This window comes from Paenibacillus sp. FSL K6-1318 (genome assembly GCF_037976905.1).
In the GTDB taxonomy this organism is placed as follows: Bacteria; Bacillota; Bacilli; order Paenibacillales; family Paenibacillaceae; genus Paenibacillus; species Paenibacillus amylolyticus_A.
This window is the reverse complement of the sequence record NZ_CP150270.1, coordinates 6,638,721-6,664,650: the sequence shown is the minus strand read 5'-3', so window position 1 is coordinate 6,664,650 and position 25,930 is coordinate 6,638,721. Positions and strand designations below refer to the sequence as shown.

Annotated in this window: 20 protein-coding genes; 17 read left to right on the top strand and 3 right to left on the bottom strand. The window is 45.8% G+C overall.

The window, feature by feature from the left end:
* Positions 1 to 31 precede the first annotated feature (31 nt).
* The 13 genes from NYE45_RS29800 (at position 32) to NYE45_RS29740 (ending at position 11,074) form a co-directional block, all read left to right on the top strand.
* Complete coding sequence (locus tag NYE45_RS29800) at positions 32 to 529, top strand: hypothetical protein (RefSeq protein ID WP_340015074.1); 498 nt, start codon at positions 32 to 34, stop codon at positions 527 to 529.
* A gap of 100 nt (positions 530 to 629) precedes the next feature.
* Positions 630 to 1,037 (top strand): contact-dependent growth inhibition system immunity protein, encoded by a 408-nt coding sequence (locus tag NYE45_RS29795; protein WP_340015073.1) that lies wholly within the window; start codon positions 630 to 632, stop codon positions 1,035 to 1,037.
* A gap of 463 nt (positions 1,038 to 1,500) precedes the next feature.
* The gene (locus NYE45_RS29790; protein WP_340015072.1) at positions 1,501 to 1,896 is read left to right on the top strand and encodes a hypothetical protein; all 396 of its coding nucleotides are present in this window, start codon (positions 1,501 to 1,503) and stop codon (positions 1,894 to 1,896) included.
* 18 nt (positions 1,897 to 1,914) lie between these two features.
* On the top strand, positions 1,915 to 2,403 hold the full coding sequence (locus NYE45_RS29785; RefSeq protein ID WP_340015071.1) for a hypothetical protein: 489 nt from the start codon (positions 1,915 to 1,917) through the stop codon (positions 2,401 to 2,403).
* A gap of 43 nt (positions 2,404 to 2,446) precedes the next feature.
* The gene (locus NYE45_RS29780; protein ID WP_340015070.1) at positions 2,447 to 2,746 is read left to right on the top strand and encodes a hypothetical protein; all 300 of its coding nucleotides are present in this window, start codon (positions 2,447 to 2,449) and stop codon (positions 2,744 to 2,746) included.
* A gap of 62 nt (positions 2,747 to 2,808) precedes the next feature.
* Positions 2,809 to 3,219, top strand: coding sequence for a hypothetical protein (locus tag NYE45_RS29775; protein ID WP_340015069.1), 411 nt, complete (start codon positions 2,809 to 2,811; stop codon positions 3,217 to 3,219).
* A gap of 102 nt (positions 3,220 to 3,321) precedes the next feature.
* On the top strand, positions 3,322 to 3,843 hold the full coding sequence (locus NYE45_RS29770) for an SUKH-4 family immunity protein (protein WP_340015068.1): 522 nt from the start codon (positions 3,322 to 3,324) through the stop codon (positions 3,841 to 3,843).
* Between the two features lie 237 nt (positions 3,844 to 4,080).
* Positions 4,081 to 5,631, top strand: a complete 1,551-nt coding sequence (gene nikA / locus NYE45_RS29765) for a nickel ABC transporter substrate-binding protein (RefSeq protein ID WP_340015067.1) — start codon at positions 4,081 to 4,083, stop codon at positions 5,629 to 5,631.
* A complete protein-coding gene (gene nikB, locus NYE45_RS29760) occupies positions 5,631 to 6,578 on the top strand; it encodes a nickel ABC transporter permease (RefSeq protein ID WP_062836581.1) in 948 nt (315 codons plus the stop codon). Before nikA ends, nikB begins: the two co-directional genes overlap by 1 nt.
* Positions 6,575 to 7,429: a nickel transporter permease gene (gene nikC / locus NYE45_RS29755; RefSeq protein WP_340015066.1), complete on the top strand. Its 855-nt coding sequence runs from the start codon at positions 6,575 to 6,577 to the stop codon at positions 7,427 to 7,429. Before nikB ends, nikC begins: the two co-directional genes overlap by 4 nt.
* Complete coding sequence (locus NYE45_RS29750) at positions 7,426 to 8,226, top strand: ABC transporter ATP-binding protein (protein ID WP_340015065.1); 801 nt, start codon at positions 7,426 to 7,428, stop codon at positions 8,224 to 8,226. The genes nikC and NYE45_RS29750 overlap by 4 nt, the downstream gene beginning before the upstream one ends.
* A complete protein-coding gene (locus tag NYE45_RS29745) occupies positions 8,223 to 9,194 on the top strand; it encodes a dipeptide/oligopeptide/nickel ABC transporter ATP-binding protein (RefSeq protein ID WP_340015064.1) in 972 nt (323 codons plus the stop codon). The genes NYE45_RS29750 and NYE45_RS29745 overlap by 4 nt, the downstream gene beginning before the upstream one ends.
* 374 nt (positions 9,195 to 9,568) lie before the next feature.
* Positions 9,569 to 11,074, top strand: coding sequence for a malate:quinone oxidoreductase (locus NYE45_RS29740; protein WP_076332169.1), 1,506 nt, complete (start codon positions 9,569 to 9,571; stop codon positions 11,072 to 11,074).
* A 262-nt stretch (positions 11,075 to 11,336) separates the two neighbouring features.
* Here the strand turns inward: NYE45_RS29740 and NYE45_RS29735 are convergent, their stop codons facing one another.
* Positions 11,337 to 14,435: an ATP-binding protein gene (locus NYE45_RS29735; protein WP_340015063.1), complete on the bottom strand. Its 3,099-nt coding sequence runs from the start codon at positions 14,433 to 14,435 to the stop codon at positions 11,337 to 11,339.
* 177 nt (positions 14,436 to 14,612) lie between these two features.
* On the opposite strand from NYE45_RS29735, the gene NYE45_RS29730 reads away from it, so the two are divergent.
* Positions 14,613 to 15,749 carry a response regulator gene (locus tag NYE45_RS29730; RefSeq protein WP_340015062.1) on the top strand — a complete coding sequence of 379 codons (1,137 nt, stop codon included), beginning with the start codon at positions 14,613 to 14,615 and terminating at the stop codon, positions 15,747 to 15,749.
* Positions 15,750 to 15,964: 215 nt separating this feature from the next.
* Positions 15,965 to 20,908, top strand: coding sequence for an S-layer homology domain-containing protein (locus tag NYE45_RS29725; RefSeq protein WP_340015061.1), 4,944 nt, complete (start codon positions 15,965 to 15,967; stop codon positions 20,906 to 20,908).
* Between the two features lie 89 nt (positions 20,909 to 20,997).
* Here NYE45_RS29725 and NYE45_RS29720 read toward each other — a convergent pair whose 3' ends face one another.
* Entirely contained in the window at positions 20,998 to 22,071 is a 1,074-nt protein-coding gene (locus tag NYE45_RS29720; RefSeq protein WP_340015060.1) for a hypothetical protein, read from the bottom strand.
* Positions 22,072 to 22,103: 32 nt separating this feature from the next.
* Complete coding sequence (locus NYE45_RS29715; protein ID WP_340015059.1) at positions 22,104 to 22,721, bottom strand: TetR/AcrR family transcriptional regulator; 618 nt, start codon at positions 22,719 to 22,721, stop codon at positions 22,104 to 22,106.
* 166 nt (positions 22,722 to 22,887) lie between these two features.
* Between NYE45_RS29715 and NYE45_RS29710 the strand changes: the two genes are divergently transcribed.
* Entirely contained in the window at positions 22,888 to 23,481 is a 594-nt protein-coding gene (locus NYE45_RS29710) for an isochorismatase family cysteine hydrolase (protein ID WP_340015057.1), read from the top strand.
* 269 nt (positions 23,482 to 23,750) lie between these two features.
* Complete coding sequence (locus NYE45_RS29705) at positions 23,751 to 25,859, top strand: TerD family protein (RefSeq protein ID WP_340015056.1); 2,109 nt, start codon at positions 23,751 to 23,753, stop codon at positions 25,857 to 25,859.
* Positions 25,860 to 25,930: the final 71 nt, after the last annotated feature.

Below are 25,930 nucleotides of genomic sequence, written 5' to 3'. Positions count from 1 at the left end.
CAAATAAAAACTCGGAATAATGGAGGCAGTGATGAGTTATTTTTCCAAAGGAATAGAAAGAATAAATAAAATAGATTGGAATCTATCTGGTACTGTAGACGAGCCTTCACATATGGCGCTGATACAAGAATATATAAGACGAGCAGCAGTGCTAATTACATTATATGATCTAGAAACACCGTATCCTTTCTTTAAAGCTTCTCATGCAATTGGATTTAATAGTGATCTGGGTATATCAGAAAAGTGTCCTGGGTTGAGTGGGTTGAAAAATACGTTTATGAAAGGAACATGTGAAGCTTATCTAGAGTGGTTAAACTTGCAGGATACTGGAAATGAGATTGCATTGAAATTCCATGATTTGTACGAACCTCTAATTCTTCTGATTGAAAGAGGAGGAACCCTCAGAAGACGGCATGGCGATATTATTGCTGGGGGTTATGCATTTCCTCTGGCAAACGCTGAATACATGTCAAAACAGGCACCTATTGATATTAGTGAAGAAGGCTTGAAAGCTTGGGTAAACCAATAACTTCCTTGCCCTTCGAGGCGATTTTTAAATGAAGCGGCCTACCTGCGTCCTATAAGATCGTAGATAGGCCTTTTTTAAATGCAGGAGCTGAACAAAATAAATGAGTAAATTAATTAAAGAAATATATTCAATAGATCAAAATATTCAGACTGATAACTCTGATTCATCTTTGGATCATTGGTACGATAGACTTATTAATAAGAAAGTGAGTGAGCTTGACTTAGAAGATGTTAGTAGAATGTTGGGCCAACATGTGCTTATAGATCTTGGTATAGAAAAGGCTATAGAAATTTTATCAAAAGATCCTCTTGCTGGGGAGATGTATGATGGACATCTGTTGAAGCTTCTTTATTCTATTGAAACGAATAATTTTAGAGACTTATCACAACTAAAAAGATTACTCCAGACTATCAAGAGAGATCTTTCTCAATTCGAATGGGCTGATGAAGAAGATCAGGAAGAGTACGCTGAGTTATTAGAACTTTTTTTGAAAAAGGTTGGCCTTTAAAATTATGAAATAAATTTAGACCTTAAATTTGAGCTTCACAAAAAATGGGTTGAGACTAGTGGTCAAGAAGGTGAGAAGCTAAGATTACAGGAAGTTGATTTTCAACATTATGAGTTAACTGGTGTGTGGTTGGAATAATCGTATATGACTAGCTGTAATTTTGATAATCTTAGTCTGAACAACATGGATTTCCATGCCTCAGGTTTAAGTTCGTCAACTTATAACGACGCAGAATTAGTGAATTGTGATTTTTATAAGTCGGACCTATCTTATACTGAATTTTCTAATGCAACTTTGCGAATTTCCATAGCATTAATGTCGGCACCCCTGACAACCCAACAGTCCTTCTAGGTCAAGATGCAGCAAAATGGTTAGAAGCTATTGTGGGAGAATGAATTTTAAATTATATCTTCAAGACAAGTACTGAATTTAAATTAACGGAGTAGGCATGTTGATAACATATATGGAATTAGATTCTTTTAAGGAATACTTACTAAAAACTGTAGATGAATTATCCACCTATCATAACGAAGTATTGGGTGAAAACAGTAAATTCATAATTACTCCGATTGAGGAGTGGGGTAAATCTTTAAATTCTACAGACGAATATCTTTACCGGGGAATGTTAAATTCGAATAATTTAGATGGACGCGAGTTCGATATTGATTCTGTTATAAAGATGTTGGGTTGTAGAGTACCCTTGTGCCCCCTTTGGGTAAAAGTTTTGCTTAAAGAAGTCAGGGCGGAAGCACCTGTAATTGAACTGCAGACGAGTTTAAGATTTCGTAAACCAAGTTTGTTACAAAACCAAGAAACGGGACATCCTCCGTTCATAGCAGTTCTAGAGTCCTTAAACTAATAAAGAAGAGGATAACTAATGGGAACCACTGCATTTTTCTTAACGGAGCGTGAAAAGTATACGCCAGAAAAGTTTTTGTCTGACACTATGATTGCAGCATTTAACTCCGACAACCGGATTATTTTTGATAATCATAAAAACCTTAAAAATGGAAAATTCTCTTCTACAACGTTGAACATTCTGGCTCATTCCTACAACAGCGACGATAATAATCATCAATTCATTATATATGTGAAGGCAAAGGAAAATAAGAGTGGAATATTCGGTGACTATGGAGATCTTGATTTGGATCCTGATCACGAACTCATTCGAGTAGGTACAATAGAAGAAGTGTTTGGAGCAGAAGAGGTCATTCTTCGTTTCGTTTATGAATATCTGAATCTTAATAGATCCGACTATTTTTGGGTGTCTGATTACGATTGGGTCTACACTTGGGAAGACATACAAAAGATATATTCAGAGACTTATGACTCTGATTGGTGCTATAAAGATCCTAAAATGATTTGAATAAATCGATTGGGCTGGATCTTCTAAATGGAGGTCACAATAAATGATTGTAGAGTCTAGAGAAGTAATACGAAAAAGAGCGGCTCTTCATATGAACGATCCAGTAATCGAGCATTACAGAGTTGAACTAATTAATATACTAAGCCAAAATGAAGATGAGACGATTCAATTCCTCAAGAACTGTAGTAAGGACGAACTTATTTGGGTTAGTGAGGTGTTTGAAGAAATAGCTTATAATCTCCAAAGTACAGAATATATCAACACCCTCAAGGAATGTGATAAAAAATATCCTGAATTAAAATTAACGAATATTATCAAGACGGCCATTTCTTACATGGATTAATCTTACCGGTATCCAGACAGGATCAAACTGGGAGATGACTAAGATAGAGGTTAATTTTTAATATGTACAAACAATTAGATAATCTTTTATCGGCTGTGACGACAGTTGATTCCTGGTATGATGACGGTTGTATTATAGCAGCAGAAATATTGGAGGATTTCGGACAAAGTGATTGGGATCAGTTAACCATTGAGGTGCTGGATAAGCCACTCTACTGGAAGAAAAAGCTGGCTTACTGTCTGGATAGTACACAGCACACACAAGAATTTGAAATCCTGCTTTCTCTACTTTCTGTTGAAGACAGCGAGTTGTTTGAAATATGTATAGATACATTAAGAAGTTACACATCTACTAAACATAAGCAACGAATTATAAATCATCCAATGATATTAGATCGTGTGCATAATGCAATTTCAGGAGCAGGCACTGCCAGCCAAAAAATATTAGAGGAATTTCTTAAGGGGTTAAAATAGGTGAAATTGTAGAATGAAAAAATTCACCATCAAACGATAACGCAGTTGCTAGGGCTGCGTTATTTAGTCGTTACCATTTTCGTAACGCTTAGGAGTGAGAGCATGAATTTTGATATCGTTGAGATAAAGGACTACTATGACACGGAAATAATTCATTATGACTTTACTAATCTAAAAGATCGGGGCATAAGTGAAGAGAATGCTCATTTTTTAATCGACATAGGAGTTCCGGAACAATATGATGATTTTTTCTTTTATACATCTGAAGCTTTTCAATTGAAATTTATTGAGGAAGAGGAATATATTCAGATTGGTCAATTTGCAAGTTATGGTATGCGTGACTCGTATGGTCTCTATCTAAAACAAGGGAGCGATATGTTTTTCACAACATCATCATTGGATAAATCCAACGTATATATACTCAATAAGAATTTGGGAACCTTCTTTTTGTTTCATCTAATTAGAAATGAACTGGCAACTAAAATGAGACTGGAAGGTACATATACCTCAGATGAGTATGCTAGAGCACTTCGTGGTTATTTTGAGAAGATTGATCCGATAGCAATGAATAATGTCGAAGCTTACTGGTCACATATGCTGGAAGACTACGAAACTGGGTTGTAACTCTTCGAGAAAATCTTGCATGGTATCACCTGTAAACAATCCCGGATCGCAAAGGAAATAAACCATAATAAAGTCCTCATATGTAACAAAAAACATGAAGAATCCGCTCTCATCCGAGAGTCGGATTTTTTCTCGTTCTAACACTAATATAACTCTTGTCAAAACGTAATCATTACGATATGATAATACTCATTGTTTAGATCATAATGATTACGATTAAGAGAGAGGGGCATTACCTTGAATAAAAAGACGCCACTGCTAGCGCTGGTCTCCTTGGCCTTGAGCGCTGGACTGTTGAGCGCCTGCGGATCATCTGAGTCCAGTCCCGCTGCGCAACCATCCACCGATAATAAAAATGTTCACTTCCTATATAACTTCTCCACGAGTTCGCTAGATCCGCATGTCGATTCCAGCTATGTACCGCTGCGCGCGGGCATTACGGAAACGCTGGTACGTCTCGATGAAGAGAATCTGACGGTTGCCCCATGGCTCGCCGAGAGCTGGGAGAGCGAAGACGGACAGCATTGGACGATTGACCTGCGAGATGATGTGACCTTCCAGAATGGCAAGCCAATGACGGGTAAATCCGTTAAGGCATCCTTTGAACGTGCACTGGAAGAGAATGTAGCCATCCAGAACGCACTGAAGATCGATACGATTGAAGCTGAGGGCGACAAGCTGGAGATCACTACAACTCAGCCGTTCCCGGAGTTCGCTTCCGAGTTGGTGAATCCGAACACGGCGATTATCGACGTGAGTGAGCCGGACATTGTGAACAAGCCGATTGGTACGGGCCCGTTCAAGCTGACCTCTTTTACCCCAGGTAGCAAGCTGCAACTGGATCGCTATGATGAATATTGGGACGGAGCATCGCCTCTGGATTCCATCACGTTCTCATTCAATGAGGATGCCAATGCCCGCACACTAGCGCTAAAATCTGGACAGGTAGATATCGTATACCGTCCTGAAGTCGAAAGCCTCGAATCGCTCAAAGCGATGGACGGCATGACCGTTGAATCTACATCGACGTTCCGCGTGCATCAGCTAACGATGAACATGCAGCGGGAGAGTATGAAGGACCTTAATGTTCGTCGTGCACTGGACGCGCTGATTGACCGTCAGGGCATCGTGGATACGATCCTGCTAGGATATGGCGAAGCTGCTATCGGACCGTTCCTGCCATCGCTGCCATTTGCGCCAACCTATACCGATACAGCAACGGAATCTGGAGCTGATGTCGCTGTAAAATATCTTGGCGAAGCAGGGTACACGCAGCAAAACGGCGTGATGACCAAGGATGGCAAACCATTGCAGCTGACGCTGCTGACATATTCAGCCCGTGCCGATCTGCCACTGATTGCTCAAGTGTTCCAATCTGATGCGAAGAAGATCGGTATCGACGTGCAGATTCGCCAGATTGACACGCCGGAAGATTATATGGCGTCCAATCGTGATTGGGATATTGCAACGTACAGTAATTTGACGGCCCCGCGTGGCGATGCTGGATATTACCTGAATGCAACGTACCATCCGAAGGGTGCTCTTAACTTCAGCGGATCGGAAGATCCGGAACTGACCAAGATCATCGACGAACTGAATCTCACAGTTGCACCGGAGAAACGCGCAGAGCTTGCCGAGAAGGCAGCCAACTACGTTCATGACAACGTGCTGAATTCATTTGTGCTTCATCCAGGTACAATTGTTGCCTACAACGGCAAGAAGATCAAGAACTGGGTTACCACTCGCAGTGAATATTACATGATTACCAATAAGCTGGATGTGATGTAATGTTTCGCATTTTGCTTCGGAAGTTCCTTGAAGTATTTATCTTTCTGCTGTTCATTATGTTTGTGAGTTTCCTGTTCATTCGTCTGGCTCCCGGTGATCCGGTGCTGACGATCCTGAACGTGGACGAACTGTCCGTTAGTCAGGAGCAGGTCGAAGCTGTACGCGAAGAAATGGGCTTCAACGATTCGCTTCCTGTCCAGTTTGGCAACTGGTTGCTCGATTTCGTTCGACTCGACTTCGGCGTATCGTATTCGACAGGCCAGCCTGTCATGCAGACCTTGATGCGTGCGCTGCCAGCTACGGCTGAACTGACGATAGGTGCTCTACTGGTCATGCTCGTTATAGCGATCCCGCTCGGCTCGCTATCAGCGCTCCATCGTGGCAGTTGGATTGACCGCGGCAGCCGCATGCTCTCCATTGTGGGGGCGGCGGTGCCGAGTTTCTGGCTGGGTCTGATCCTGATCGACATGTTCGGCGTACGCTTTGGCAATCTGCCGACCATGGGCCGGGATGGATTCACATCACTTATTCTGCCATCTTTGACTCTGGGACTTGCCATCTCCAGCGTTTATGTGCGTCTTTTGCGTTCCAGCCTGCTGGATTCACTAAGTCAGGAGTTCGTTCGGTCCGCTCGAGCAAGAGGGTTATCCGAAGGCCGGATCTTCATGCTTCACGCGTTTCGGCATAGTCTTCCGCCTGTCATTACGGTATTTGGCGTAAGTCTCGGCAGCCTGATTGGCGGAGTTGTCGTGATTGAAGTGTTGTTCGCTTATCCGGGGATCGGCAAGCTTGTCGTTGATGCCATCCGCCAGCGTGATTATCCTCTGATTCAGGGTTACATCCTGATCATGGCTATCGTAGTATTCCTCGTGAATACGGCGGTTGATCTATCTTATCGTTATTTGAATCCTGAAATGAAACTCAAGGAAAAGGAGGCCCACCGATGAAAACCATGCCCCTGCCCATTCCGACGACAAAATCTAAAAAACATAGCTGGCAGGCGATCATTGGTCTGCTGTTTGCACTGCTGGTCATCGCGGCCTCCTTATATGCCTTTTTATACTTGAAGCATGATCATACCTTAACCGATCTGCGCGGACGATTGCAGGGCGCAAGTGCTCTCCATCCGTTCGGTACCGACCACCTGGGCCGCGATGTACTGACACGTCTGCTGCTTGGCGGCGGCCAAACACTGGGGTATAGCTTGCTGGCACTCGGTGCTGCATTGCTGATCGGCATTCCGTTTGGCTTGATCGCGGGTTACAAACGTGGCTGGGTCGATAAGCTGTTCATGCGGATCGCTGATGCTTTTCTAGCTTTTCCTGATACCATCGTGGCGATTGTGCTCAGTGGCCTGCTTGGCGCGGGAATCGGCAATCTGGTATTGGCGATTGTAATCGTTAAGTGGGTCAGCTATGCGCGTCTCGTTCGGAGTACGGTTTTATCGGAGTCCCAAAAGGATTACATTCGCATCGCCCGGACCAACGGACTTTCGGACGGTCGTATCATGAGAAAGCATCTGCTTCCGCATATCGCAGGCCATGTGCTCGTGTTAGCCAGTCTCGATCTGGGCAAAATCATTCTGCTCATCTCATCATTGTCCTACATCGGCCTTGGCGCACAGCCGCCAACACCTGAATGGGGTGCGATGCTGAATGACTCACGGCCTTACTTCCAGTCTCGGCCAGAGCTGATGATCTACCCTGGTCTTGCCATTGTCTCGGTAGTGCTGCTTGCCAACATGTTGGGCGACTATCTGCGAGACCGGTTTGACGTGAAGAAGGAGGTGCAGCCATGATTCTCTCCATTGAGGAACTGAGCATCTCCAGTCGGGATCGTACGATTGTAGAGCAAGTCTCTCTGGCTGTTCGTGAAGGTGAATTCATGGCTTTGGTTGGACAGAGCGGTAGTGGCAAAAGCTTGCTCTCGCAAGCGATTGGTCGTCTGCTGCCGCCCAACCTGCATGCATCGGGTCGAGTGATGTTCGAAGGCAGTAATCTGCTCGAACGGAAACCAAAGGAGATGCGCGCCCTGCGGGGAAGCCGCATCTCGTATATTTTTCAAGACTATCAGGGAGCATTTACGCCATTTCGCAGTATTGGTGGGCACTTTGATGAGTACCAGAAGGTACATGGGGAAAAGTCTTCTGTCATCCGCAAAAAACGGGCTGAGGAAGCGCTGGAATCGGTTGGCCTTGGCGCTGAATTGCTGCGCCGCTATCCGTTCCAGTTGAGCGGTGGACAGCTTCAGCGGGCCTCGATTGCCACATCGCTGATGCTGTCTCCTCGTCTACTGATTGCAGACGAGGCAACGACCGCGCTAGATAGTGTGTCTGGGCATCGCGTACTGGAACTGCTGGCACGTAAACAAGCGGAGACAGGCTGTGCGATTCTGTTTATCACACACGATTGGCGTCATGTACGTCGCTATGCCAGCCGTTTGGCTGTCATGAAGGAAGGGCAGATCGTTGAATCTGGCGGAAAGCATCGCATTCTCGATCATCCTCAGCATGAATATACTCGCCAGCTGATTGAAGCGGCTCCCGTCCTGAGCCGCTCGCTGAAGTCGGGATTGAAGGAGGCGGGAATGGAATGAAGACAACGGAAAATGATGAACGCCGTGGACTCATGCAGTCCGAAGAAGGAACTGTTGTGCGAAGCCATGACTTTGCTAAAAATGTAAACCATGCAGACACAGACAATACAGTCATAACTACTACAGATACAGATCTTGCGGATACAGATACGGATATAAATACCACCGTTTCAGACAATGCTTCATCTTCCAGTATCCTCAGCAATCCTGTGCTTCACGTGGAACATCTTAGCCGAACGTATGATGGTGCAGACCGACCAGCTGTGAATGATATTTCCTTCACTCTGAACTACGGCGAGTGTCTTGGCCTGGTTGGCGAGAGCGGGTGCGGCAAGAGTACGCTCGCCCGCTGTCTGCTGCGGATTGAAGATGCAGACACAGGCTCGATTACACTGGGCGGACAGGATATCGCACGGCTGAGCGGCCGACGGTTGCGACCTCATCGCCGGAAGATTCAGATTGTTTTCCAGAACCCGATGGCTGCACTGAATCCAAAGCTCAAGATTGCCGATTCGCTGATCGATCCGTACGAACAGCTTGGACGGAACGCCGAGTTGTCCCACTTTACCTATACGTCGAAGGAGGCTTACGTCCAAAAGTTGCTTGAAGCTGTTGAGCTTCCAAGCGATTTGGCTGGACGTTACCCCCACGAGCTAAGTGGTGGACAGCGTCAGCGTGTAACGATCGCGCGTGCCATTGGCATTGAGCCGGACGTTGTCGTTCTGGATGAACCGACGGCCAGCCTGGACGTGATCTCGCAAGGTGCCGTTTTGCAGTTGCTCACCGATCTGCGGACATCGCTTGGTCTGTCATACGTGTTCATCTCGCATGATCTGGCTGCGGTACATCGCATGAGCCAGCGCATCATCGTCATGCGGGAAGGTCAGATTGTTGATCGCTTTGGCGCGGATGCGTTGTTCGCTGAAGAACGCCATTCGTATACAAAAGAACTGATTTCGATCTTCTGAGTACTCCCGGAAACGCCGGGGGTGGTAATCGTTAATTTATATATGCCGCCTTACGAAGAAATTCGAAAGCGGCTTTTGGCGCATCCATTTGATCACCCAAGTCCCACTAAAACCGAGCACCTTTCTTTGTTTTGAACAAATATATCTTTCAGGCCTATAACCGGGCTAACGTTCCGATGTAAACTAGCGTATACTGATGGAATAGCAAATATCTTGAAATTGCATATTTAAATTGCTCCATATTATTGATACACTAGATCAAGGTATATTCATTCAGAGAAGGTGCGACCCCGTTCAAGAATGGGCTTGCTGCAAATGCCAAATCGATAACGCTTACATCCTTTTGGCAAATATAGGATATAAGGACGGTAGACATGAGCCAGGGACAAACGAGTACAGATGTTATCTTGATTGGTGCCGGAATTATGAGTGCAACTTTGGGGACTTTGCTAAAAGAATTGGCACCAGACTGGAATATTAAGGTTTTTGAAAAGCTCGCCACTGCAGGAGAGGAAAGCTCCAATGAATGGAATAATGCCGGAACCGGGCATGCTGCATTGTGCGAACTTAACTATACCGTTGAACGACCAGACGGAACCGTAGATATTAGCAAAGCGATTAAAGTGAATGAACAATTTCAGATCTCAAAGCAATTTTGGTCCTATCTCGTCAATAGCCGTCTGATTCGTAATCCGCGGGACTTCATTATGCCGATTCCTCATTTAAGTTATGTGCACGGAGAGAGTAATGTCCAGTTTTTGAAACGACGTTATGACTCCTTATCGAATCACCCGCTGTTCGCAGGCATGGAATTCTCGGATGACAAGAAAGAGCTGGCGAAATGGATGCCGCTGATGATGAAAGATCGCACAAGTAATGAACCTGTTGCAGCGACCAAGATTGACTCCGGTACGGACGTTAACTTTGGTGCTTTAACGCGTATGCTGATCAAACATTTGAAGGAACAACACGTGGGTATCCACTACGAACATAGCGTGAAGAATATGAAACGCACCAGCGATGGACAATGGGAATTATCCGTGAAAAACCTGAAGAGTGGTGCAGTCGAACGCCATAAGGCGAAATTCGTCTTCATCGGCGCGGGCGGCGGAAGTCTGCACTTGCTCCAGAAGACGGGCATTCCGGAGGGTAAACATATCGGCGGATTCCCGGTCAGTGGGATCTTTATGGTGTGCAAAAATCAAAAGGTCGTGGAACAGCATCATGCCAAGGTATACGGCAAGGCTTCGGTAGGGGCTCCGCCCATGTCCGTTCCGCATCTGGACACCCGATTTATCGACAATAAGAAGTCGCTGTTATTCGGACCGTTTGCCGGGTTCTCGCCGAAATTCCTGAAGACAGGTTCCAATGCCGACTTAATCACGTCGGTTAAGATGCATAATCTGCTTACGATGCTTGCAGCAGGTGTCAAAGAAATCTCTTTGACCAAATATCTGATCCAGCAACTGATGTTATCGAAAGAACAACGTATGGCTGAATTGCGTGACTTTGTTCCGGGTGCGAAGAGCGAGGATTGGGATATGGTTCTGGCGGGACAGCGTGTGCAGGTGATCAAGGATACTGTCCAAGGTGGCAAGGGTACGCTCCAATTTGGTACGGAAGTGGTCACGTCTGCAGATGGAACGATTGCGGCTTTGCTAGGTGCATCACCAGGTGCATCCACCGCAGTTCAGGTCATGCTTGAGATTCTTCAGCGGTGCTTCCCGCAGCATATGGAGGCATGGGAGCCAAAGATCAAGGAAATGATTCCTTCCTACGGCATCTCGCTTGTGGAGAACTTGGATCTTCTCAAAGAGGTTCATTCTTCAACAGCCAAAGCGCTGGGATTATCGGATGAAAAACATGTCCTGCACGTATAACGATTAATCTAATCGTGTTAAATAAGAATCAAGCCAAAGAAGAGAGCTAAGCCGGGATGAAACCCGTGCTTAGCTCTTTTTTGATTTATTTGATATATCATAACTTGAACTTGAACTTTGAACTTTGAACTTGAGCTTGGAATTGAATTTGAACCTGAACCTGCCCGGCCTGCACCATGGCTTCCACTTTAGACCTTACACAAAGCATACGGACACGAACTTACGAAATGCCAAGTGTAGAGTTATAGAATTATCTTATCACTCAGACTCCTGTACTGCGGTCCAAAGGGATGACAAAGGAAACCTTCGTACCTTGACCCGGTGAGCTGACGATGCTTAAACCCTGTCCATACATCTGAGTCAACCGGCGATGCGTATTCGTTAATCCAATGCCTCCGGTTCCGCCGGGTCCTTTCTTGGGCCATGCCAATGCCCGTTCGATCTGCTCGGGCTGCATTCCCACACCGTCATCCTCGATCTCGATCAAGGTACCCGTTGTATGGTTGATTATTCGGATATGCACGGTTCCACCCTCAACTTTGCTGAGAATACCATGTCGAACGGCATTCTCAATGAGTGGTTGGATGGTGAGTGGCGGCAGGGATAGATCAAGATCATCGGGGATATCCCAGATGACGTTTAATCGATGCATGAATCGTTCTTTCTCAATGTAGAGATAGGCTCGTGAAAGATCCAACTCATGAGTGACCTCCACCATCTTCTCCGAATTGACAAAATGAAAGCTGGTCTGAAGATACTCGATAAAAGCATCGCCCAGTTTCTGCATTCGCTCCGTATCCATCTCACTAAGAACCATGATTGAATTGAGCGTGTTAAAAAGAAAATGGGGCTGAATCTGTGCTTGTAAGTAAGCAGCCTCCATGCGCAGCCGCTCATCGATGGATTGTTTCAGCACAATTAATGATCCGATCCGATGCCTTAACTCAACGGCATCAACGGGTTTAGTGACATAGTCCGTAGCGCCAGCCATGAATCCAGCGTACACATCGGCTGGTTCGTTACGGGCCGTCAACAACAGGATGGGAAGCTCCGTTACCGAATAACGCTTGCGTACGTTTTCTGTCAGTTCATAACCGGACATATGAGGCATCATCACATCGGCAATCAGTAAGTCCCACGGCTCCTTATCCAGCAATTCAAGTGCTTCAAGTGCCGAGGCCGCAGGTTGAATCTGGTACGGTTCATTCGCAAGCATGGAGATCAGTACTCGCAGGTTTACAGGATCATCATCGACGGCAAGAATACGGGCGGCAGTCTTATCATGAGATTGAGATAGGCTCTGCTGCTGCGGCTCTGCAATCGCAACTTCCTCGAAGCTGTGAGCGGCCCATCGCTGCTCCGTTTGATCCGATAGCGATGCGGTATCTTCCCGTGGAAGCGAGATCTGGAAGATGGATCCTTGCCCAGGTATAGATTGCACGGTGAGTTGGCCGCCATGGAGTTCGGTGAGCTGTCTGCTGATATTTAGACCGAGGCCGATTCCTCCACTTAAGCGAGCCTCTGGTGTCCCCTGTTCATACGCCTCGAATATTCGCTGTTGTATCTCCTCACTCATACCAACGCCGGTATCCGAAACTTGAATTAAGACGTGCTCTCCATGTTCACGCACAGATATAGTAATCGTACCCTCATCGGTAAATTTGAGCGCATTATGCAATAGGTTGTAGAGTACCTGAACAAGTCTTCTCTCATCGGCTTGAATCAGCGGCAGTGAATCTGGAATATCCACCTTCATCTGGATCGGCCGACCCTCCGCCATGAATCGGAACATACCGATCACGCCTGGAATAACGGATGCAAGAGATAAAGGCTTTTTCTGAAGCTTAATACGTTTTTCCTTCAGGCGAATTACGTCAAGGAGGTCATCAACCAGTTGGGACATGCGTCGGCCGATGGTAACTAACAGTTTCATGTCTTCTGCCTGCTGCTGACCACCTGATGTACGCCGTTCACGAACCGCGATGCTCTCGGCGATATTGATGATGCCATGTAACGGGGTACGCAGCTCATGAGCCGTATTCACAAGAAACTGATCCTTCTGGCGATCCTCCTCTTTGAGCTGTTCGTACAACTTCTCGATCTCACTTGAGTTGCGGAAGTATTTTCTGAACCAATAGGCGGAGAAGCCGAACATGGCCGCGATCACATCAATCGGATAATACACGTTAGTAATTTCATTAAGTGAGTTCACAATTCCCCACAATACGCTGGATAAGCTGCTGGTTGCCGCAAAGAGCAAAAAGCTTGCATCACTTCGTTTCTCGGCGGCCATTCGGAAGAACAGGTACACAGACCAACCAATGGCAAACAGATACAGGAAATCAGAAATCCCAATCTCAAGTACATGGTAGATCAGGGTCACGGGTGCGACGAGCAAAAATACACAGTAGATGCCAAGCACACTGGCATAGATACGGAACAGTTTACGTCCTTGTAGACTATGGGAGAAGCTTCTAGCCATCTGTAAAAGAAAGAATGCGAACAACGGATAGGACAACGCTTTGGCTTTGACCATCCAAGAGAAGTTGAGTGGAATCCAACTCAATAACAGACTGTCATGGTCGGAGGCGACCGTTAGGGCAGCTACCAGCGTTAACATCGAGAACGTCAGCAGAGCTCGTTCCTTCCGGATAAACATAAACATGACAAAAGCATATAGACTGTGCAGGAGCAGTATCGCGAACGTAATTTTCTGCAAATCGATAGATAATCCTCGCTCACTTCCAATGGCTTCTGGAGAACCAAAATAGAGAGAGCGTGTGATCCCACCGCTATATGAATCGTCAAAATTGGCTGTCTGCACCAGAAGCGTAAGTTCATTGGCCCCGCCAAGTGTATAGGAAGTCGTAAATGCAGTCCTTTCTGGTCGATAAGCTTCGGCATGGGTGGCTGGTTGACCGAACTCAGCAACAATGGTCCCGTTCATCTCGATGATCGATGATGACTGAATTTTCTGCCCCCAGAGAGAGACTTCCTTCACAGATGGATCTAAAAGTATGCGAAGATGATACGTTCCATATCCGAATGACGATGAGGATTGTGGTAACGCATTCCGCCAGTCACCGGGAACTTGAATCCGTGTGGAGGGGGTGCCCACTTTTTTTGCGTCACGATTAGAGATGAACGCCTGGGGATAAAACTCCCATTCTCCATCCAGGGATATGGGTGAAGTGTTGGCGAGGTCCCAGCCTCGAAGGTCCAACACGCCTTCAATGGGTTCAGGATGTGCGGGTATAGTGAAAGACTCGGACCATATCCAACGAAAACCAAGTAAAATAGTCAGGAATAGAATTGACAGCACTACATATCGGGGTATCTTTTTATAGGTTATTGGTTTCATGGCAGACTTTAGTTTTCGACAGTTTACTTCAAATTCCTGCATGCCCTCCGCCAATGATCAACATTTTTTTGAATACCGGAACATAGATTCTATATTCAAATGATAGCGGTCCCACGTCCGGATTTATGGTAAAATTATAGATTAAAGGGTGATCAGTGAGCCAGAGGAGTTGTGCATATGAGAGTGATTTTGGTAGATGATGAATATCTCGCTCTGAGCAGGTTAAACAAACTGTTGCTAGAGAGAGAGGATTGCGAAGTTATCGGCTCTTTTCTGACGGCACAGGAAGCCATAGATCAGATCGAAATTCATCTGCCGGAAATCGTCTTCATGGACGTTCAGATGCCGGGGATGAACGGGATCGAGGCGACCGAACGTATCCATGAGGTTTCTCCTGGGACAGAAGTTATTTTCACAACTGCATATAACGAACATGCACTGACGGCTTACGGGCTTGAAGTGCTCGACTATATTATGAAACCTGTAACACGTGACCGTTTGGAAAAAACGATGAAGATGTATCAACGCCGAACGGTGCCGGCAAGTCTGAATGTAGCAGAAGGACCATCCATGTTAATCCGCTGTCTGGGAATGCTTCAGGTCCAACTGCATCCAAATGAGCCACCAAAACATATGAAGTTCAGAACAACCAAAATCAGAGAGTTATTTGCCTATTTGCTTCACCATCGGAACAAACCGATTAAGCGGGATACGCTACTTGAACTGTTGTGGCCAGAATTGGATGAGCGGAGAGGTATATCGAATCTGCATAGTGGCATCCATCGTTTACGCAGCATGATGAATGAATTCATGGACGAGGACAAGATGTCCATTCGCTATCAGCAGTTTGGTTATCTATTGGAAACCGGAGAATTCAGGATTGACGCGGAAGAATGGGAAAATCGTCTTAATCGATTGTCTGTATTATCTTCGTCTACAATAGCTGAACATCGGCAGAACTCAGATCAATATGAAGGCAAATATTATGGCGAGGACGATTACGTATGGGCTGAGCTGGAACGTCAGCGTCTGCATGCACTATGGCGTAATCATGCCATGCAACTCGCACAATACTATATTGAACTGGGACAGAATACAGAAGCACTCACGCTATATCACCGGGTACAGCAATTCGAGCCATCATTGGAGCCAGTTGGACTGGCGTTAATGAAGACCTACGATCGATTAGGCAATAAAGATCCTGTAATCGCTCAATATAATCAGTTGGTTTCTGCGTTAGAGCAAGAGGCTGGCATACGTCCTGGCTTGGAAGTTGAATTGTGGTACCAACAATGGAAACAATCGAATATGTAATTGAAAATACACAGCCTTGCAGCTTCATTTGCAGGGCTGTTTTTTGTTGTCTTTGTTAGCGAAGGGTTTGGTAAGAGTTTGGTGAGAGGCTATGTGTAGAATAAGCACGATGAGGGTCAGATAGCAAATGGGGCTTAGAAGAAGCAGAGTTTTTGCGTTAATGCTTGTCCCAGTAATGACCAAAACATTTCAATCACATAGGAGGTTAAGTTAATTTGAAAGTATTTAAGGCAATGAAAATATCGTTTTTGGCTTTTGTGGTCCTATTATCATCAATATCATCGTTGTTTGCTCCGCTAGCAAGCGCAGCCGATGGAAATATCTACGTATCATCGACGGGAAGTGATATCGTTGGCACGGGTACAACAGAAGCGCCAGTGGCAACAATAGAAAAGGCACTTGAAAAGGTCGATGCTACAGGAACAATAATCCTGCAAAGTAACATCATCCAGGAGTCCACCTTGGTTATCTCTTCTGCTGGGAAGAATATTACGATAACCTCTGCCGAGGGACATACATACTCCATTATACGTGGTGAAGGCTTTGTTGATGGAAACTTGATTCAGATCAGTGGTGGGAGTAGAGCGAATAGTGTAACTTTTGAGAAAATCATTATAGATGGAAATCACGTAAGCACCAACGGCCAGATATATGGAATCAGTAGTGCGGGCGGAACAGTGAATTTTAAAGAGGCTGAGATTAGAAATCACTACGTGAAAGCAAGTGTCAGTCAGCCTGCAACGGTTATATCAACTAGCAGCGGTAATTCAATGGTGGTTATACAAGAGGGTACCATCATTCATGGTAACAAGATTTCAGGCAATGTAAAAGAGAATCCCTCTTCAGTACTGGGTGCTGGTTCAGGAGGCTCTCTGGTCATTGAGGATGGTCTGATTACGGATAATGAAATTTCAGATGGAAATGGAGTCATTATTGGGGTGGGACTATATCAAAGTCCTAACTTCAGGATGACCGGAGGCAAGATAACGGGCAACAAGTTGTTGGGAACCGAATTAAGCGAAGGTGAAACAATAGGGAATGTTGCTGTATTTATGCGTGGGGATGCGAGCCAAGCTCGATTTGATTTCGGAGGCACAGCGTATGTCTACGATAATTTTAATGCCAATGGGGATCAACGTAATGTGTACCTGAAGAATACGACAGCTACTGGTAGTGCTTATCTAACCTTGGTTGGTCCTATGCAATCGGGATCGAAGGTTGGTGTGTATGCCAAGATTATGCCTGATGAAAGCACGAATCCGGTGGTCGACATTGCTATAGGTCGAGCCCCGTATCAAGCAGTGCAAGAAGACCAGACATTCTTTGTATCTGATATTAATACGACGGCAGCGGTTGCATATGATAATCAAGCTAACAAGGTTGTTTTAACATACCGATTGCCAGTCAATTTGGATCTGGATACTCCCCGGGATCTTTCTACTGTGGGTACCAAACCTACTTTGAAAGGTTCAGTTACAATTGGGTCCGTGGTAACCATTACAATGGTAAACAAATCCGACCCAGATAAAAACGTAGTCGGGGAAGCTACTGTCAACCCAGACGGGACATGGGAATTCACCCCTTCCTCTGTGTTACCACCTGGAGAATATACATTGAGGGTTACAGCAACAAATAACGGGATCTCTGCTGAACCCGTACGCAGGGATATTGTTGTAGTAGATAAGTCAGTTGGAGGCATAGCTGGTCCGGGTGGAGTTGATGCCCCTGCACTATGGCTACGATCAGATCTTGGCATGGAAGTTTCCAGCGGCCAGAAGGTGAGTACTTGGGAAGATCAAGGCAGTAAAGTAAATAACGCAACACAAAATGTGGCCGCTAATCAACCGACCTATTGGGATGATAAGAGTCATAATATTAATTTTAATCCGGTATTGGAATATGACGGAACGAAAACTTTTATGAATCTGGATGTAAATAAGCTTCCACAAGGGAAGACTCCCAGATCAATTATTACCGTTAGTAAAACCAGTAAACCTGGAGGCATCAATTATATCATTTCCTGGGGAGCCCAAACGAGTGGTTATACTGGAATAGGGATGCTTCAGAATAACACAAGAGGCGGCTTGACGACATTTAACAGTGATAAGAACCAGACATTATATACTGCCGAAGGATTTATGGGAACGACATTCCCGAACGAGCAATTTGTTACTTGGACAGGCGGGGATACTGGTATAAACCAAGCCAGATTGTACAGTAAAATGAAGCAGGTACAGCAACTAAATGACTGGGGAAAAGATAATGTTAAGCTATGGGATACGGGGAACTCTGGCGGAGCAGTAGTCGGTAAGCTGATTCCAGCAGCTACGGGCGTTGAACATTGGCAGGGTACCATTGAAGAAATTATCGTATATGATCATGCTCTTACGGACGCAGAACGCCAAAAAGTCAGCACATACCTGGCGATAAAATACGGGTATACGCTGGATCAGACGATAGCCAATTCATATGTCGATTCAAACATGGCTACGATCTGGGATTCAACTGTGAACGCAGTCTATACCCATCGCGTTACAAGCATTGGTCGAGATGATCAGAGCGGCTTGCTGCAGAAACAAGCTAAAGCTCAGGAACAGGGATCTATGTTGACGATTGCATTGGGCAACAGTGTTGAGGATACCAATTCTGCAAATAAAAATGATATTTCAAACGATTCTTCTTTCTTTACGTTTGGTGACAATGGAGCAAGTGCTGAATTTAAAACACCGATTACGAAAGATGAGAAAAAACTGCTTGGGATGGAGCGTATCTACAAGGTACAGAAAGCAAACTGGGCTGAATCACAGATTACACTTCAGGTAGACGGAACGGGAGGTAACCCGGCGTTGCCTCAATATGTCGTGATCAGCGATGATACTCAATTTGGTAATCCAAACACATTACATTTAATTGAGAACGGCCAAGTAACTCTTAATACCTCGAATTTTGGTCCGAACTCGTACTTTACCATTGCAACTGCTGCTGCTTCTTTGACAGCGCCAGACATCACACTCATCGATGATGAGTTGAAATGGGAAGTCGTTGAGCATGCGGATAAGTATGAGGTAACGATTGAACTGGAAGATGGTACAACGCGGACGGTGGAAGTAACCGGAACGGCGCTTAACCTGTCGCAATTGGAACCTCCGCTGAAAGCTGGCGCCTACACGGTGACAGTCACAGCGAAGACGAACAATCCAGCATATGCAGATTCAGAAGCATCAAATACGAAAAGTTATGTTGTTATTATTGATAAAGCGAAGTTGAAGGCCAAAATCGATGAGATTAACGGTAAGACCGAAACAGGTGAACTGGACAAAGAGGAGTACACGCCAGAATCATGGCAAACGCTACAAGATGCCTTAGAAGTTGCTCAATCTGTGTTCGACAATGAACATGCAACACCGGAGCAAGTGGAAAAAGCGTATCAGGATTTGGTGGATGCCCGGAAGGGTCTTACCAAAAAGCCTGGTACTGGTGTCGACACATCTACGCTACAAACGTTGATTCCATCTTCAGGAAGTTTGTCTCCGGCCTTTGATCCGGCTAAAGATACGTACACCATCTCAGTGCCGAATAGCGTATATCAATTCCAGTTAACACCAACAGCAATTGATCCACTTTCAAAGATTGAAATAGCTGTTGGAGATGGGGAATGGAACGAGGTTACAAGTGGTGATGCAAGTGAGAACCTATCTCTCCAAGTCGGTGGAAATACGATTGTTGTTAAAGTCACGGACTCCTTTGGCCATGTTACGGAGTACAAAATCAACGTGAACAGAGCATCCAGTGACAATGGTAACAATGGTGGAGGCAACAATGGCGGCGGTGGAAATACGGGCGGTAACAGCGGAAGTACACCAGCACCGACACCAGCGCCAGTACCAACACCAACTCCGGCACCTGTGAAGGATAATTTGGAAACCACCCGGGATGGCAGTCATCAGCCGTTCGCTACGTCCAAGCCATCTGACAACAAAGAAACGTTGGTTGAAGTTGATCCAACTAAGCTGAATGTTGCTATGTCCCAAGGTACAGGACAACAGTTCGCGATTCATTCGCCGAATGATGGTGATATGAAGGTGGACGGTTTAACCCTCGAAACACTAAAACAATTAGTAGATCAAGGTTCCAAACTGAACATTAGCAATCCGCTGGCGATCTATCCGGTACCTGGCGGTAAAATGGACTTGAACGGTGTGTCCAGACAGCTTGGTAATGCAGCGTTGAATGATATTGATGTCCATATCGATATCGCACGTTCCTCGGATGCTTTGATTGACAGTGCCGAAACGAGAGCCGCATCTCAAGGTTATGAGCTGCTAGTCGCACCGGTTGATCTGGATCTGACGTTTACGAAAGACGGACAAACCGTTCGATCAGAACAGCTTAACGGCTATGCACCGAAGTATATTGCACTTCCAGAAGGTATCGATCCGAACCGGATCACAACAGGCGTAATCATCAATCCGGACGGCAGCATCTTCCATGTACCGACGGTTGTCACCAAGATCGATAGTCGTTACTATGCACTCATTAATGACTTGCGTAGCAGCGGAAGCTACTCGGTTATCTGGAATCCGCAGGATTTTGAAGATGCCAGATCCCATTGGGGTAAAACCGATGTGAACAACATCGCTGCAAGATTAGATTTGCAAGGTAACGGAGATAACACATTTTCGCCGAACCGTCAGGTTACCCGTTCCGAGTTTGCCGAGATTGTTGTGCTTGGACTGGGCTTAATGCGTCAGGATGCACCACAGAATCTATTCCCTGACGTTAGCGATTCCGCATGGTTCCGTTCTGCGGTAGCCCTTGCGAATGAATTTGGTATCGTTCGCGGTTACGATAATGGCAACTTCTACGGTAATCAGGAAATCACACGTGAGCAAGGATTTGCTATGGTTGCTCGTGCCTACCGTCTGATTGAACCGGAAGCTTCAATCAGCCCGGATCAGGCGAATGCTGAACTGGAACATTACAGTGATGCAGCCAATGTATCGAATTGGGCCAAAGAAGATGTAGCCCAGTTGATTGCAGCTGGAATCATCCAAGGTAACGGGCCAGAAGTTCTGAGTCCGAAGACAACGATGACCCGTGCTGAGGTTACCGCATTGATTGCAAGAATGTTGAAAGTAACAAACCTGATTGATCAATAAACACAATCTAAAACGAAAAGCCTTTGCTGACATTGGGGGTCGGCAAAGGCTTTTTTTAGTGGTAACAAGAACAATAAAGATGCTGTAATTTACAGATACATCCTGCGAGCTTCTTCGTTGAAGAACTGAATGACATCGGGGTAAGTCGTAATTTCGATATCCTTCCGTTTCATAAACCACCGCATGAAGATGGTATCCGTGAACATTTTATTGATGATAATCTCGCACGATAAAGGGGTGACTTTGAAATGATCGACCAGTGTATGAAGCTCGTCAAAATTAAAATACAGAATATATAAGGCATAATTTTGAAGCAATGTCGTGAAGCAATGGTCACGATACAGACTGGAACCATCTTCAGCCAGAAAGTCCCCGATGATGTTAAACAACGCGATCGGGTCACCTTCGTACATCTCTAGCATTTGATCCACGTCGCTGATTAACGCTACGACGGACTCCAACCCCACTTCTGAAGGCATACTAAGCTTGGGTGATCTACCCTCTATTACAGCTAACAGCTCCAGTGTCAGGTGTTTGCAGACCTGAATTTCATGAGGAGTGATAACAATATGTTCACTGTATAGCTCTCTATTTTCACAATAGTGGTCATGAAACGCCGAGAAATAACGCTCCAATGAGATGGCTTTTTGTGTGTATACCAAACGGTTCTCGGTGAATGAGCAGGCATACAGAGTCTCTTCATTGACCGGATGGGCAAACAGGTAGAAAAAGTAGAAAATGTCTCGTAACTGTTGCTTTTGTTCATCGTTGAGTCTGATGGCTTCGCTCAGTTGGGACAGCTGAAAGAAGCTGTAACTTTTCATGAAATCATTCATGTCGCTGTAACAATTATACGTGTTAATCGACATCGTGGTATTAATTGTAAACAACAAATAATACAGGGTGAGTTCGTCATACATATCAAGTTGGTTGAACACATCGGTGAGAACGGGTTTCCCGTTTGGTTTGGCGCCATAGTACGGATCTTTGGGCTGGAGTTGACTCATCCAGTTCGTAAAGGTCTCCTCGAATGAATCAGTCAAAAATAAGTCTGCGCTATCATCTTCATATATTCCATATTCAAAAGGTTCAGTATGGGCAGGCGTTCGACTACGTTTCCATTTGATATTGACATATTCGTTATATAGTGTTTGAAGCGGCATCGTGCATCCTCAGTTCTTGTATGAATTTCTCTCTAACCGTTACGCAGACCATCACATAGGATCGACACAACGCGTTCCGGGAAAATTCCTCGATCTCCAGTGGCCTGAAGCACACCGATCAGTATGATTTTAATATCCTCAATGCTTGCATCTGCTCGGACAGAGCTGTGTTGCTGTGCTCGCTCAAGTAGTAGGGTAATGCCACGCCAGAACTCATTCGCTATCTCTGAGCGGCCAGTATCTATAGTCAGACTGCTAACAAGAGCATCGGTAATCGCCTTGTTGGCAATCCCCTCGCTTATGATCTTGGTGAAATATTGAAAAAATGCTTCGCCCGGATCGTTGTGATGAAGCAGTTGATCCGCCTCTTCCATCAGACGTATCTTGTGGCTGGCGATGACGGCCCCGAACAGATCTTCCTTTGTTGGGAAATGGCGATAGACCGTGCCTATACCGACACCAGCACGCTTTGCAATCTCATCCATGGAGACAGCAATGCCCTCCGTTTTGAAAATTTCATGCGCGACACGAAGCAGCTTATCCCGATTTTTCTTGGCATCTGCACGCAGTGTCTTCTCTGGAACCTGAGTGACGATGGAATCAGTATCCGTAACCTCACCGTCAGGAGTAGGATTATTGTTTTTAGACATCATGGGATCACACCTCTTTCATAAATATACCCCACTGTTGATTTGTTGACAAACGGAGGATGATCTCCGTATAATTTTAAACGGAGACAAACCTCCGTTTATTGCGGGAGAATATTATACGATCTAATCTGAATTTCTTAACTCAATTCCAAAGGAGAAGGATAACATGCCACATTCAATAAGCAAAAGTGCGTTGCTGATCATGGATATGCAAAAGAGTGTCGTGTCCCAGTTTGTTAAAGACAGAGAGGACCTGCTACCATTTCAAAAAGCAATTGAGACTGCACGTAGTCATGCGATTCCTGTGATCTACGTAAGAGTAGCGTTCCGCCCGGGTTATCCAGAGATTAGTTCACGCAACAAAATGTTTGGCGGAATTCCTGATCGGGCTGGAGCTGGAGCAGATGCGGTGGCGGCCATGGAAGCAGCGGTGCAGATTGATGAATCTGTACAACCCCAGCCGAACGAGCCTATTGTGACCAAAGTTCGGGTCAGTGCATTCGCCGGAAGTGATCTGGATGTCATCCTTCGGTCCCGCCAGATAGACACACTCATTCTTAGTGGGATTGCGACAAGCGGAGTTGTTCTATCGACTCTGAGGGAGGCGGCGGATAAAGACTATGCGCTCACCGTGCTCTCGGATGCCTGCATCGATGCCGATCCTGAGGTACATCGTGTGCTCACGGAAAAAGTGTTCCCTCTTCAGGCAGAGGTTAGATCTGTAAGCGAGTGGGCGGAATCGTTATCCGGTACAAATTAGGTCATCTTATCATGTCGTAATACTTTCGCCCTGTTGGCAGATCGTGGAATCTGAGATGATGGGTTCACCAGAGGTTCGGGTGACGAACTTCGAACCGCTGGCCTTCAGGCTATTGCGATCCTTCCTTCTACAATCATTGGAGATCATAGGGTCGCAGCTCTCCTGAAGATTTTATTTCAGAGAGGAGGCGTCCAGGCTATCACACTCCTTCCTTCTAACCCTAACCTTTCACGTTATATAGGGATGTGGCTTTCCTGGACTCTTTTATCATGAACAATACGATCTATTTGCGCAGAGCGAGCAAACTCATTATCGAATCTAATGAAGGGAAACAACAGTTGCCGAAGACTCATCTGGCGACCGCCCTTAAAAATATTGAAGCACTCGGTTACACCTTCTCGGATGAGTTAATGCAGGCGATGCGGCAGCTGTCCAAGGAACAATTTGAAACAGTATATATTCAACTTGTGGCTGATCTGAGAGTCATGGTCGGCGCACATGTGAAGTACACTCCGATGTATGCAGGATTCCCAATGCAGGTGATGCAAGCGGATGAAGCGGAGTTATACCTTAATGCCATTATTCATTATCTGACCAACCTGACTGTGGTCTATCCGGATCAACAATCTGTGGAAAGAATGCCTTTGCTGGAGAAGACGGACTTGAAAGTCATTGGTCTGGGAAACAAACAAGCATTCCAGGCGCTGATCCGCCAGATCATTGAAGCTAAGGGTTCCATCTCGGAAACAGACAAGGCAGATATCGATACGGTATTGGAACATGCTGACCCAGAAGAAGTGGATGCGCTATTACCCGCCGAGATTCCGTTCAAAGAAAATGTGGGCTTCGTGGTTGCCTCGCTATTGAAGCATGAAAAAGCAAACATCGACCGGATCAGTCCGTATTTCAAAACGGCAAGTGATGTCCTGCGTCTGGCTGTTGCCTGGTCCGATGGTGATGTCAGCCTCGCAATGGCTTCTCCCTTCCGAAAATTCAAACGGCGTGAGAGACGATTGCTACTCGGATTGCTTGAGCAATGTGGATCAATAACGGAGGATATGCTGCGCTATAAGGATCGCTGGATTCGCCTTGGCGAAATTCTGCATCCTTCGGAATATAAGCTTCGGTATCCGCGATGCGAAGAAGCCTTTGATATTTTGCGTAATAATAAGCCTTATTCGACCTTTAACGGAAGTGTGGAGCTTGCCTTCCAATATCGGAATGTCTGGAGTCTGATCGATCTGTTGTCACAGCGTCCAGGTGAGTTCGCGAGAAGACTGGATCACTTGCTGCGGATGACCGAAGATGAAGCGTATGTACTGCTGGCATTTGGTGAGGTATTGGAGCAAGTCTCTACTCCAGTGCTGTTGCAGGTGAGACAGCACTTTGCGCAGCGTAATGAACCGCAGGATCTGCGTGTCTTTTTCCCGAAAGGTAATGTAGCCAAAGCTTTTGCCGTTCCGAATGAGCTGCCAGAGATCGATAAAGCCACGTGTCAGGATGTCGTGCAATTGTGCGAGCAGGCATTGGTAGAGCGATTCGCTGCCCTTGCCCCGCTTGGAAAGACCTATGTTGATCCGCAGCTCCATGATTATCTGGTACCCTTTTCCCAGAGATCGGCGAGCAAGGCTCTGCATACTATCGTTCGTGGAAGCCGTGTGCCGATGGCCGAGGGAGATACGATTCGTTTCTTCAACTGGTGGAAAGAGGGGGACGTGGATGGAAAGTCTACAGGGCGCGTGGACATTGACTTGTCTGCGGTGATGTACGATAAGGACTGGAACTATGTGGAGCATATTTCCTATACGAATCTGCGATCCTCTAACTATAAGGCTGTCCATAGCGGAGATATCGTGACTGCACCTAACGGAGCAAGTGAGTTCATTGATCTGCATATTCCATCCATTGTGGATTATGGTGGACGTTATGTGGTGGCGACACTGCTTTCATTTACCAGCCATCCGTATTGTGATCTGCCCGAATGTTTTGTAGGCTGGATGATGCGGAAGAAGCCGGGGTCTGGCGAGATTTTCGAACCTTCTACCGTAGCGAACAAAATCGATATTACCGCGGATACGCAGATTGCGATCCCTGTCATTATGGACCTGGTTGAACGTACCGTCATCTGGACAGACCTGGCGCTGACAAGCCATCCGGATTACTACAATAATGTGGAAGGCAATCAAAAAGGTATGGTCCTGATGGGTAAAGCACTAACGACTTTACGCAAACCCGATCTGCACGACTTGTTCATGCTCCATGCGAAAGCTAGAGGAGAACTGGTGGATACAATAGATCAGGCGGATACAATCTATTCGGTGGATCAAGGCGTTACGCCGTATGATATTGAGCAGATTATGGCGGAGTATCTGGCTTGACGTTTTTGACTTAAATGCTAGCGAGATGTAAGTATCGAGGTTAGAAAAGAGTAGCTGATGCTGCTCTTTTT

What these genes read in the sequence shown, in the direction of transcription:
- NYE45_RS29795 (WP_340015073.1), top strand. Translation starts at nt 630, where the DNA reads ATGAGTAAATTAATTAAAGAAATATATTCAATAGATCAAAATATTCAG.
- NYE45_RS29740 (WP_076332169.1), top strand. Translation starts at nt 9,569, where the DNA reads ATGAGCCAGGGACAAACGAGTACAGATGTTATCTTGATTGGTGCCGGA.
- NYE45_RS29715 (WP_340015059.1), bottom strand. Translation starts at nt 22,721, where the DNA reads ATGTCTAAAAACAATAATCCTACTCCTGACGGTGAGGTTACGGATACT.
- NYE45_RS29780 (WP_340015070.1), top strand. Translation starts at nt 2,447, where the DNA reads ATGATTGTAGAGTCTAGAGAAGTAATACGAAAAAGAGCGGCTCTTCAT.
- NYE45_RS29785 (WP_340015071.1), top strand. Translation starts at nt 1,915, where the DNA reads ATGGGAACCACTGCATTTTTCTTAACGGAGCGTGAAAAGTATACGCCA.
- NYE45_RS29735 (WP_340015063.1), bottom strand. Translation starts at nt 14,435, where the DNA reads ATGAAACCAATAACCTATAAAAAGATACCCCGATATGTAGTGCTGTCA.
- NYE45_RS29745 (WP_340015064.1), top strand. Translation starts at nt 8,223, where the DNA reads ATGAAGACAACGGAAAATGATGAACGCCGTGGACTCATGCAGTCCGAA.
- NYE45_RS29775 (WP_340015069.1), top strand. Translation starts at nt 2,809, where the DNA reads ATGTACAAACAATTAGATAATCTTTTATCGGCTGTGACGACAGTTGAT.
- NYE45_RS29750 (WP_340015065.1), top strand. Translation starts at nt 7,426, where the DNA reads ATGATTCTCTCCATTGAGGAACTGAGCATCTCCAGTCGGGATCGTACG.
- nikB (WP_062836581.1), top strand. Translation starts at nt 5,631, where the DNA reads ATGTTTCGCATTTTGCTTCGGAAGTTCCTTGAAGTATTTATCTTTCTG.
- NYE45_RS29720 (WP_340015060.1), bottom strand. Translation starts at nt 22,071, where the DNA reads ATGCCGCTTCAAACACTATATAACGAATATGTCAATATCAAATGGAAA.
- NYE45_RS29705 (WP_340015056.1), top strand. Translation starts at nt 23,751, where the DNA reads ATGAACAATACGATCTATTTGCGCAGAGCGAGCAAACTCATTATCGAA.
- nikC (WP_340015066.1), top strand. Translation starts at nt 6,575, where the DNA reads ATGAAAACCATGCCCCTGCCCATTCCGACGACAAAATCTAAAAAACAT.
- NYE45_RS29800 (WP_340015074.1), top strand. Translation starts at nt 32, where the DNA reads ATGAGTTATTTTTCCAAAGGAATAGAAAGAATAAATAAAATAGATTGG.
- NYE45_RS29730 (WP_340015062.1), top strand. Translation starts at nt 14,613, where the DNA reads ATGAGAGTGATTTTGGTAGATGATGAATATCTCGCTCTGAGCAGGTTA.
- NYE45_RS29710 (WP_340015057.1), top strand. Translation starts at nt 22,888, where the DNA reads ATGCCACATTCAATAAGCAAAAGTGCGTTGCTGATCATGGATATGCAA.
- NYE45_RS29770 (WP_340015068.1), top strand. Translation starts at nt 3,322, where the DNA reads ATGAATTTTGATATCGTTGAGATAAAGGACTACTATGACACGGAAATA.
- NYE45_RS29790 (WP_340015072.1), top strand. Translation starts at nt 1,501, where the DNA reads ATGGAATTAGATTCTTTTAAGGAATACTTACTAAAAACTGTAGATGAA.